This is a genomic window from Planomonospora algeriensis, assembly GCF_977012225.1.
In genome coordinates this window covers 1-9,615 of record NZ_CDRNDK010000239.1, presented here as the reverse complement: position 1 = coordinate 9,615, position 9,615 = coordinate 1, and the positions used below count along the sequence as shown (strand labels likewise).

At 71.6% G+C, this 9,615-nt stretch carries 9 protein-coding genes and 1 tRNA gene; 1 reads left to right on the top strand and 9 read right to left on the bottom strand.

Annotated features, from left to right (window positions below; genetic code table 11):
* The 6 genes from ACWJ6R_RS22445 to ACWJ6R_RS22420 form a co-directional block, all read right to left on the bottom strand.
* Positions 1-940: serine/threonine-protein kinase (locus ACWJ6R_RS22445; protein ID WP_449064120.1), on the bottom strand; the 940-nt coding region annotated here is incomplete at its 3' end.
* Positions 937-2,394 carry a peptidoglycan D,D-transpeptidase FtsI family protein gene (locus ACWJ6R_RS22440; protein WP_449064119.1) on the bottom strand — a complete coding sequence of 486 codons (1,458 nt, stop codon included), beginning with the start codon at positions 2,392-2,394 and terminating at the stop codon, positions 937-939. The genes ACWJ6R_RS22440 and ACWJ6R_RS22445, both read right to left, overlap by 4 nt.
* Complete coding sequence (locus tag ACWJ6R_RS22435) at positions 2,391-3,779, bottom strand: FtsW/RodA/SpoVE family cell cycle protein (RefSeq protein ID WP_449064118.1); 1,389 nt, start codon at positions 3,777-3,779, stop codon at positions 2,391-2,393. Before ACWJ6R_RS22435 ends, ACWJ6R_RS22440 begins: the two co-directional genes overlap by 4 nt.
* Positions 3,780-3,783: 4 nt before the next feature.
* On the bottom strand, positions 3,784-5,142 hold the full coding sequence (locus ACWJ6R_RS22430) for a PP2C family protein-serine/threonine phosphatase (RefSeq protein WP_449064117.1): 1,359 nt from the start codon (positions 5,140-5,142) through the stop codon (positions 3,784-3,786).
* A complete protein-coding gene (locus tag ACWJ6R_RS22425; RefSeq protein ID WP_449064116.1) occupies positions 5,139-5,606 on the bottom strand; it encodes an FHA domain-containing protein FhaB/FipA in 468 nt (155 codons plus the stop codon). Before ACWJ6R_RS22425 ends, ACWJ6R_RS22430 begins: the two co-directional genes overlap by 4 nt.
* Before the next feature lie 17 nt (positions 5,607-5,623).
* The gene (locus ACWJ6R_RS22420) at positions 5,624-6,364 is read right to left on the bottom strand and encodes an FhaA domain-containing protein (protein ID WP_449064115.1); all 741 of its coding nucleotides are present in this window, start codon (positions 6,362-6,364) and stop codon (positions 5,624-5,626) included.
* A 94-nt stretch (positions 6,365-6,458) separates the two neighbouring features.
* Between ACWJ6R_RS22420 and ACWJ6R_RS22415 the strand changes: the two genes are divergently transcribed.
* A tRNA-Leu gene (locus ACWJ6R_RS22415) sits at positions 6,459-6,541 on the top strand.
* 227 nt (positions 6,542-6,768) lie between these two features.
* On the opposite strand, the gene ACWJ6R_RS22410 is transcribed toward ACWJ6R_RS22415, so the two are convergent.
* The 3 genes from ACWJ6R_RS22410 to ACWJ6R_RS22400 are packed head-to-tail and all read right to left on the bottom strand — an operon-like array spanning position 6,769 to position 9,481.
* Complete coding sequence (locus tag ACWJ6R_RS22410; RefSeq protein ID WP_449064114.1) at positions 6,769-7,695, bottom strand: hypothetical protein; 927 nt, start codon at positions 7,693-7,695, stop codon at positions 6,769-6,771.
* Positions 7,602-8,570, bottom strand: coding sequence for a hypothetical protein (locus ACWJ6R_RS22405; RefSeq protein WP_449064113.1), 969 nt, complete (start codon positions 8,568-8,570; stop codon positions 7,602-7,604). Before ACWJ6R_RS22405 ends, ACWJ6R_RS22410 begins: the two co-directional genes overlap by 94 nt.
* Positions 8,567-9,481 carry a hypothetical protein gene (locus tag ACWJ6R_RS22400; RefSeq protein ID WP_449064112.1) on the bottom strand — a complete coding sequence of 305 codons (915 nt, stop codon included), beginning with the start codon at positions 9,479-9,481 and terminating at the stop codon, positions 8,567-8,569. The genes ACWJ6R_RS22405 and ACWJ6R_RS22400 overlap by 4 nt, the downstream gene beginning before the upstream one ends.
* Positions 9,482-9,615 lie beyond the last annotated feature (134 nt).

Genomic DNA, 9,615 nt, shown 5'->3' with positions numbered 1-9,615 from the left:
CCGCCGTGTCCCCTGCGGCGCCCGCCGTGTCTCGCGCGGCGCCTGCCGTGTCCGGTACGGCCCCCGCCGCGGGGAGGCCCCGGTAGCCGGTGGGATCGGTGAGCAGGACCAGGCCCGCGGCGCCCGCGGTGGCGAGCGACTCACGCAGCACGTAGGCCCGGTCCGACAGCTCCCTGGCGCTCGCCGGGCGCTGCGCCGGATCCTTGGCCAGGCAGGCCGCGACCAGGTCGCGCACCGGACCGGGGACGCTCGCGGGCAGCGGCGGCGGCGGGTCGTTGAGGTGCATCAGCGCGATCGCCACCTGGTTCTCGGCGGTGAACGGCGGCCGGCCGGCCAGGCACTCGTAGGCCACGACACCCAGCGAGTAGAGGTCCGTGGCGGGGGTCAGCGCGATGCCGGACGCCTGCTCGGGACTGACGTACTGGGCGGTGCCGAGGATGGTCCCGGTCTGGGTGACGGGCGCGGACTCCAGCGCCCTGGCGATGCCGAAATCGGTGATCTTGATCGTGCCGGTCCCGGTGACCAGCAGGTTGCCGGGCTTGACGTCCCGGTGGATGATCCCGGAGGCGTGCGCGGCGTGCAGCCCCTTGGCGGTCTGGTGCACCACGTCGAGGGCGACCTCGGGGCTGAGGGCGCCGTTGCGGGCCAGGATGGCCGCCAGGGACTCGCCGGGGACCAGCTCCATGACGAGGTAGGCGACGTCGTCGGCCTCGCCGTAGTCGAAGACCTGGGCGATCCCGGGGTCGGCCAGCCCGGCGGCGATCCTCGCCTCGGTGCGGAACCGCCCGCGGAAGGCGGGGTCGTCCGCGAGGTGCCGCCGGAGCAGCTTCACGGCGACCTCGCGGCCGAGCAACTCGTCCCTGGCCCGCCAGACCTCGCCCATGCCGCCCCCCGCGATGCGCTCCAGCAGGCGGTAGCGGTCCCCGAGGAACGACGTCATCTACCGAGCACCGCTTCCATCACGCTCCTGGCGATGGGGGCCGCGGTCTGACCGCCGGAGGCGTCGTCGCCGGCGCTGCCCGACTCGACGATGAGCGCGACGGCGACCTTGGGGTCCTCGGCGGGGGCGAAGGAGACGAACCAGGCATGCGGGGCTCGGTTGCCGGAGGTCTCCGCGGTGCCGGTCTTGCCGGCGACGCTGACGCCCGGGATCTGCGCCGCGCTCGCCGTGCCCAGGTTGACGACGTTGACCATCATCTCTCTGAGCTTGGCCGCGGTCTCCTCGCTCATCGCGGTGGAGAGCTCCTCGGGATCGGCCGTCTCGACCTCGCCGCCCTCGGCGTCGGCGACCTTGTTGACCAGATACGGCTTCATGACCACGCCGTTGTTGGCGACGCCCGCCGCGACCATGGCCATCTGCAGCGGCGTCATCTGGTTGTTGCGCTGGCCGATCGAGGCCTGGGCGAGCGCGGCCTGGTCCTCCTCCTCGCCGATGCTGCTGGCCGAGACCGGCATCGGGATCTCCAGCTGCTCCCCGCCGATGCCGAACTTGGCGGCCTGCTCCTTCATCGCGTCGTAGCCGAGGTCCATGCCGATCTTGCCGAAGGGCGTGTTGCAGGACTTCTCCAGCGCGTACGAGAGTGTCACGCGCCCGTTGCCGCAGGCGGAGTTGCCGTGGTTGGGCAGGTCGGCGGTGGTGTTCGGCAGGTCGAGCCGGGGCGGGGCGTCGATCTGGCTCTGCGGGCCGAGGGTGTCGTCGCTCTCCAGGTAGGCCGCCATGGTGACGACCTTGAAGGTCGAGCCCGGCGGGTAGGTCCGCTCGATCGCCCGGTTCAGCAGCGGCTGGTCCTCGTCCTCGGCCAGCTTCGCGTAGGCCTTGTTCACCTCCGCCTTGTTCGCCTTGGAGAGCGGGTTCGGGTCGTAGGTGGGGACGGAGACCATGGCCAGGATCGCGCCGGTCTTCGGCTCGATCGCGACCAGCGAGCCCTTCTTGCCGCTGGCGCTCAGCGCCTTGTAGGCAGCCTCCTGCGCCTTCGGGTTGATCGTCAGGTCGACGTTGGCGCCCTTGGTCTGGGTGCCGCTGAACAGGTCGATGCTGCGCCGGATGAGCAGGTCGGCGCTGGACCCGTCGAGCAGGTCGTTCTTCGCCCGCTCGATGTCGCGGGTGCTCTCCGGCGCGAAGAACCCGGTGATGGGCGCGTAGACCTTGCCCTCGGGGTAGCGGCGGGCGTACTTGAAGGTGTTGTCGCCGGTCTCGACCGACTCGGCGAGCACCTTGTTCCCCGCGGTGATCCGGCCGCGCTGGACCTCGTAGCGGGCGTAGAAGTTGCGGAAGTTGCGGGAGTCCTCCCGGATGCCCTCCGCCCGCACGGCCTGCAGGTAGTTCACATTCAGCATGAGCAGGCCGAACATCAGCATGCAGGCCAGGGCGACGCGCTTGAGGGGACTGTTCATCGCTGGAACACCTGCGTCATTCCTTCGTCCTGGATGGCCTGGGGCGCCGGCCTGCGCGCCGCGTCCGACATCCGCACCAGCAGCGCGATGAGGATCCAGTTGGACAGCAGCGCCGAACCGCCCTGCGACATGAACGGCGTGACCAGGCCGGTGAGCGGGATCAGGTTGGTGACGCCGCCGACGATGATGAAGATCTGCCAGGCCAGCAGGAACGACAGGCCGCCCGCCAGCAGCTTGGTGAACGGGTCGCGGGCCGCGATCGAGGTCCGCAGGCCGCGCTCGACCAGCAGCGCGTAGACCATCAGCAGGGCCATCAGCCCGGTCAGGCCCAGCTCCTCGCCGATCGCGGCGAAGATGAAGTCGGAGAAGGCCAGCGGGATCAGCCCCGGATGGCCCTGGCCCAGTCCGGTGCCGAGGATCCCGCCCTGGCTCAGGCCGAACAGGCCCTGCATGAGCTGCGCGCTGCCGCCGAGTTCGCGCTCGAAGAGCACGGGGTCCCCCGGATTGAGGAAGACCTCGAAGCGGGCGTACACGTGAGGGAAGATCGTCCCGGCGAGGATCGCGCCGCCGGCGAAGAGCAGGATGCCGATCAGCACCCAGGAGGTGCGCTGGGTGGCGATGTAGAGCATCGCGATGAACGTGCCGAAGATCAGCAGGGAGGAGCCGAGGTCCTTCTGCAGGATCAGCACGCACAGGCTGAGCCCCCAGGTGATGAGGATCGGCCCCAGGTCGCGGGCGCGGGGCAGGTCGATGAAGAGCAGCCGCCGCCCGGCCAGCGCCAGCACGTCGCGCTTGGCGACCAGGTAGCCGGCGAAGAAGACGATCAGGGCGAGCTTGGCGAGCTCGGCGGGCTGGAGCTGGCCCACGCCGGGGATGCCGATCCAGATCCGCGCACCGTTGATCTCGACGCCGAGGAACGGGATCAGCGGTGAGATCAGCAGGAGGAGTCCGGCGGCCCCGGCGGTGTAGGTGAGCCGTTGCAGGGCTCGGTGGTCACGCAACACGATCAGTGTCACGCTGAACACGACGACCCCGACGGCGGTCCACAGCAACTGGGTGTTGGCGGACACGCCGCCCTTCCCGCCCGCGCCCAGCTCCAGCCGGTAGATCATCACCAGCCCGAGGCCGTTGATCAGCGTCACCAGCGGCAGGATCAGCGGGTCGGCCCAGGGGGCGAACTTCGCCAGCACCAGGTAGGCGGCCAGCATGAAGCCGCCCAGGCTGAGGCCGTAGGTGAGCATGCCGGAGGGGATCTGCCCGTCGATCGCCAGGCCCACGTTGGCGTACGCGCCCAACGTGATCGCGACCGCGAAGGCGAGCATCGCCAGCTGCGCCAACCGCCGCTTGGCCGGCAGGGGGACGGGTTCGACGCTAGGGGTGCTCATGTCTCTATTGTGACCTTGTGGGTTTCGGGGTGGCGGTGCCCTTCGGCGGCGGACTGGTGGTGGCGGCGGGCGGATCGGTGCTGGTCGCGCCGTCGTCCGGAGCCTTGTCGCCGGTGTCGGGGGTCTGCTCGGCGGAGGCCTTCAGCTCGGCCACCTTCTTCAGGCCCGCGTCGACGTTCGCGACCGGGATGCCGTCGCGCACCTGGCCCTGCTGGAACGCGCCGAGGGTGGAGACCGCCACCGCGGTGCCGCGGACGGGGTCGAAGAGCTCGACGGGGCCGAGGGTGGTGTTCACCCCGCGGTAGACCACGATCTCGTCACCCCGCACCCCCACGAAGTACTGGTCGTCGAGCCACTGGCTCCCGAAGTACCAGCCTAGGCCGCCGCCGACGAGGACGACGCCGCCCAGCGAGGCCAGGATCGGCCACACGCGCCGGCGCTTGGCCGGGCGGCGGGACGCCTTCCCCCGGGGGGCGGGCTCGTCGAGGTCGTCGTCCATGACGATGGGCTGGGGCATGGTGATCGCCCCGGCTTGGGCGCCGGATGCGCCCGGCGCCTCCGGCGACCGCTGCGAGAGGCTGAGGGTGGAGCCCGCGGCGCCCACCACGGCCGCCTCGGTGGACGGAGAGGAGAACCCCTCGTCCAGTTCCAGCACGTCGGCGACCACGCAGGTGATGTTGTCGGGGCCGCCGCCGCGGTTGGCCAGGTCGATCAGCGTGCGGACCACCGTCTCGGGATCGTCGATCGTGGAGAGCGTGTGGTGCAGCGTCTCGGCGCTCACGACCCCGGACAGGCCGTCGGAGCAGAGCAGGTAGCGGTCGCCGACCTGGGCCTCGCGGAGCGACAGGTCGGGGTCGACCTCGCCGCTGCCGTCCAGCGCGCGCAGCAGGATCGAGCGCTGCGGGTGGGTGGCGGCCTCCTCCAGGGTGATCCGGCCGTCGTCCACCAGCGACTGCACGAGGGTGTGGTCGTGCGTGATCTGGTAGAGCTCCCCGGCGCGCAGCAGGTAGGCGCGCGAGTCTCCGACGTGGACCAGGGCGACCCTGGTGCCGGACCACAGCATGGCGGTCAGGGTGGTGCCCATGCCTTTGAGGCTGGGATCCCGCCCCACCATCTCGTGGAGTCGGCGGTTGGCGTCGCGGACGGCCGCCTCGATGGCGATGAGCAGGTCACCCCCGAGTGCGTCCTCTTCGAGGGACGACATGGCGGCGATGGCGACCGAGCTGGCCACCTCACCGTGTGCGTGTCCGCCCATGCCGTCCGCGACGGCGAGCAGGCGGCCGCTGGCGTACGCCGAGTCCTCGTTGCCTTCGCGGAGGAGGCCGACGTCCGAGCGGGCGGCGTAACGGAGTGCGATGGTCATTTGCGCAATTCGATGACGGTCTTACCGATGCGGATCGGAACGCCGAGCGGCACCGGAGTCGGACGGGTGACTTTGGAGCGGTCGAGGTAGGTGCCGTTGGTCGATCCGAGATCTTCCACGATCCACTGACCGTCCTGGGGGAAGAGCCGGGCGTGCCGGCTGGAGGCGTAGTCGTCGCTGACTACCAGTGTGGCGTCGTTCGCCCGGCCGATGGTGATGGGCGTCTCCGAGAGGGTGATGGTGGTGCCCTGGAGGGGGCCGCCGGTGACGACCATCTGCCGAGGCTCCCCCTTCTTGGACTTGGCCGCGGATTTGGCCGGTTTGGGAGCCTTGCGCGCGGGGGCGGTGGCGGGCGTGCGGGATCCGAACAAGTCTGTCCGGATCACACCGACCGCGGCAATCACGAAGAACCACAGCACCGCGAGGAACGCGAGGCGGATCAGCAGCAGCGTGAGCTCGGACATGGACCGTCTGTTTACCTTTAATCGCGCCGGAAAACCAGGGTCGTGCGCCCGAGCGTCACGCGAGTGCCGTTCTGGAGCTCGATCCGGCGAACCGGCTGGCCGTTGACGAAAGTGCCGTTCGTGGAGCCGAGATCGACGAGCACGACCTGCGGGCCCTCCACTCGCAGCTCGGCGTGGTGCCGGGACACACCCGGATCCACCAGCCGGAGATCGCAGTCGGTGCCCCTGCCGAGCAGGGTCACCGGTGTGGTCAGATCGTAGGACCGCTGGCCCTGCGGGTCATCCTGAGTGGAGACCAGCAGCCGGGGCCTGCCCTGGAACGCGTGCGAGCGACCGGCGGGCACGTCGGTCACGGGCTTGCGGATCTCGTCCTGCTCGACCGTGGCTCCGCGGATCACCCCGGAGCGGATCCGGAACAGGCCGACCGCGAGGTCGTCCGCCGTCTCGAAGCGCACCCGGACGGGTCCCACGAACGAGTAGCCCTGCTCCTTGGCGTACTCGCGGGCGAGGTTGGCCAGCTCGTGGCTGATGCTGTCGGCGTACACCTGCAGACGCTCGCTGTCGGTCGTGGACAGCTCGACCACGAAGTCGTTCGGGACGAGGGTCCGTCCCTGGGCGACGATCGCGGCCCGCTCGTCCATCTCCCGCTGAACCGCGCTGGCGACCTCGACCGGCTGAAGGTCAGACTTGAACGCCCGCGCAAAGGCCCCCTCAACCAAGCCTTCGAGCCTCCGCTCGAAGCGCTGAAGGACTCCCACCGGGTACCTCCCTTCCTCCGTCATCTAGAAGGATCGTATCCGGGTTCGTGGGTACCGGCTGATCCGTGCTAATGTTTCGAGCGCACCCAAACAAGGGCGGGTGGCGGAACGGCAGACGCGCACGGTTCAGGTCCGTGTGTCCGAAAGGACGTGAGGGTTCAAATCCCTCCTCGCCCACTCTGGGCCGCCGACGAAATCGGTGGCTCGACAGTGACGGAACTCGGCCCCGGCTCGCAAGAGCCGGGGCCGAGTGCTTTCTGCGGATCCCGCGAGGTGTTCAGGCACGCAGAGATGTCTACCCGGCCCGGCTTGCGAGCCGCTTTCGTCCTGCTTGCACCATTTTTTACCGGTTGCCGCTCCGACGGGAACCGATCACTACGCCTCCGGCGCCGATCCGCAGTCGTCTACGGTGCCCAGGTGGACAGGGGTTTGGTGGGGCGGCGGCGCACCCGGCGGCGGGGACGGCCTTCGGGGCCGGGTAGGGAATCTAGCCAGCGGGAGATCTTCCTGAGGTTGGCGTGGGCGAGCTGGAAGGCCAGCAGCAGGCTCTGGGCGGCGATGCCGCGGATGCGGCGGCCCTGGGAGCGCTGGATCGCCTCGCAGGCGTCGTCCTTGGCGTAGCCGTGAAACCCCTCCGAACCGTTACGGAGGCGGGCATAGACGCGCCGGTGGTCGGCTGAGCCGTACGGCAGGGCCTGGGCGTGCTTGGCGCCGTGCTCGGGGGCCAGGGTGATGCTGTGCTGGCGGCAGATCGTCGGCGGGCCGGCCGGGCTGGGCGTGGGGTCGGCCAGGGGCAGGCGCGCGCCGGTGCCCATGCTGGCGGGTTTGAGCGGGCACTGGAGCCTGCCGGCGGTGGCCGGGCACGACAGGCGCTGGTGGCCTTCGGGGTCGGGCCGGCCTTTGGGGACGAGTTCGTAGGCGGTGCGGGCGGTGAGGTGTCGCCGGTACAGCTCGGCGGCAGCGGCGGCCTGGGCCGGGTCGGCTGGGGCGGTGATGGTGCGGAAGGTGCGGGTGGCGTCGATCAGCGCCTGGGGGAGGGCGGGGCAGTACCAGCGGCCTTCGACTTGCAGGGCGCCGTGCGCGCCGGACTGGATGCCGAGCTGGTCGTCGCGGTAGTCGAAGACGAGTCGGTAGCCCAGGGCGCGGGCGGGCAGTTGGAAGGATTCGGGGCCGGAGTTGTTGTAGGCCCGGTCGCCGGCGAGGTAGCCGGCGGCGTGGCCGCGGCGGCGGACGTCGGTCAGGACGGCGACGGCGTTGCGCCCCGGGGCGGCGCCGGGCCGGTCCAGGGTGAAGCCGAGCACCAGCGCGGGCGGCAGGGCCGGGTTGCGCACCCGGGCGCGGCGTCGTCGGGGTCGACGTGCGGGTTGCGGGCGATGGCCAGGGTGGCGTCGTAGCCGAACAGGTGCTTGAGGAACCCGGACCTCTTCACGCCGGTGGTGCGCTTGCCGGGCTTGCCTGCCGTACGGCGTGCTGCGGAGGAGGGACGTTCGGCGCGAGCCGCGGCGGACCCGTCGGGGCCGGTGCCGGGGTCGCGGTGGTCGCCTGCGCGGATGTACCAGCCGGCGTCGGGGTCGGTGGCGGTGCGCGGGCCGCCGGTGCCGACGCCTTGGGCGTAGGTGGCGACGGGGGTGGCGTCGATGCCGATCGAGCCGTCCCAGTGCCGTTCGAGGGTGCCGCGGATCGCATCCAGGGACGATTCCACGACTCCGTTGACGACGGCGCGCAGCCGCTCGGCCCGGCCCGCCAGGTCGGCGGTGTCGGCCTGGGCGCGCAGCGCGGCGGCGGCCTCGGTGGGCAGCCGGGTGTTGCGGGGCAGCGGGGAGGGGTCGACGCAGGCCAGGACGGCGTCGAACAGGCGGCGCACCACGGCGTAGGCGGCCTCGAACCCGCGGCAGTCGTCGGCGCGGTCCTTGACGCCGAAGCGCCGCCGCCAGGGGACGGGGACGGCGAAGTGCAGGATGTCGGTGACCTTGGACAGGTGCATGGCGTCCGGATGCTCCAGCGCGCACAGGAACAGCCCGGCCAGCAGGCCTTCCACCGTGAGCAGCCGGGGGCGGCCGCAGGGCTTGGCGAGCAGCGGTGCCAGCAGCGCCGCCGCGCCGGAGACGGCGACCAGATGCACGGCGTGTTCCAGATCGGCGTCGGTGTAGGGGTGGCGCCGGCTGCGCAGCACCGCCAGCTGCGCCTCCCGCGTGAGGCGGCTCACGGCCGGCCCCGCAGGTGCTCGGCCGCCTGGGCGGCCTCGACGCCGCGCACGAACGGCAGCAGCCGCGACAGGGCGTGCAGGGAGTCGAGTCCGGCGGCGGCGACGATCACCGGCACCGGCACGCCGGTCTCCATCAGCTCCACCAGCCAGCCGGTCCGCAACCGGCCCGTTTTCAGTGTCGGGGCGGCCGGGGCGGGGTGGGTGCGGGCCAGGAAGCCGGTGACGGTGTTCTTGCCCCGGGCGTGGTGGCCGGGCCGGAACAGGTAGGCGGCCTGGCCGTCCAGGCGGGCGGCGGCCTCGGCCAGGACGGGCTCCCAGGCGCGGCGGCACACCACCAGCCGCTCACGGCGGCCGCGCACGGCGACCACGACCGCGCCGCGGCCGGGGCGGCGGACGTCATGGGCCCGCAACGCGGTGATCTCCGGGGTGTCCAGGCCGCAGCCCCGGCCCAGCGCCAGCAGCAGCTGGCAGCCCTGGCGCAGCTGCGCGGTCGGCTGCCCGCCCGCCCACGCCCACAACGCGGCCAGCTCGGTGGACGTGTACGGGCGCGAGGCGGTCGAGGCCGACAGTTTGACCGGTCGGCCGGTGGCGCACTCGCCGAGGACGGCCTCGCGCAGCCGCAGCAACCGGCTGCGGTAGGTGGCCCGGGTACCCGAGGCCAGAGGGGCGCAGCCGACCGCGATGAACCGCTCGATCGTCTCCCGCGACAGCCACACCTCGGGCCGGGCGGGCAGGCCTTCGGCGTCGGCGAACAGCGCGAGCCGGGTCAGCACGCTGAGCAGCTCCGCGGCCGAATACGGGGTGAGCGGCTCAGCGGTGGCGACGGTGCGGCGCACCTGGCCGGCCACGCGGCTCCAGCCCGGGGGCGAGCCTGCCGGGATGTAGGTGTCGATGCGCTGTGCCACGCTCACCTGCCACAGGTAGACGCCCGAAGGGCTTCTGCTCTCGCTATAGCGGCTCTTCGAAGTTAACCGGGGTTGAGCGCCGGAACGTGCCCCGATGAGGTGAGGCCGACGTCTTGAGAGAGCTCGCGGCTCTCGTTGAT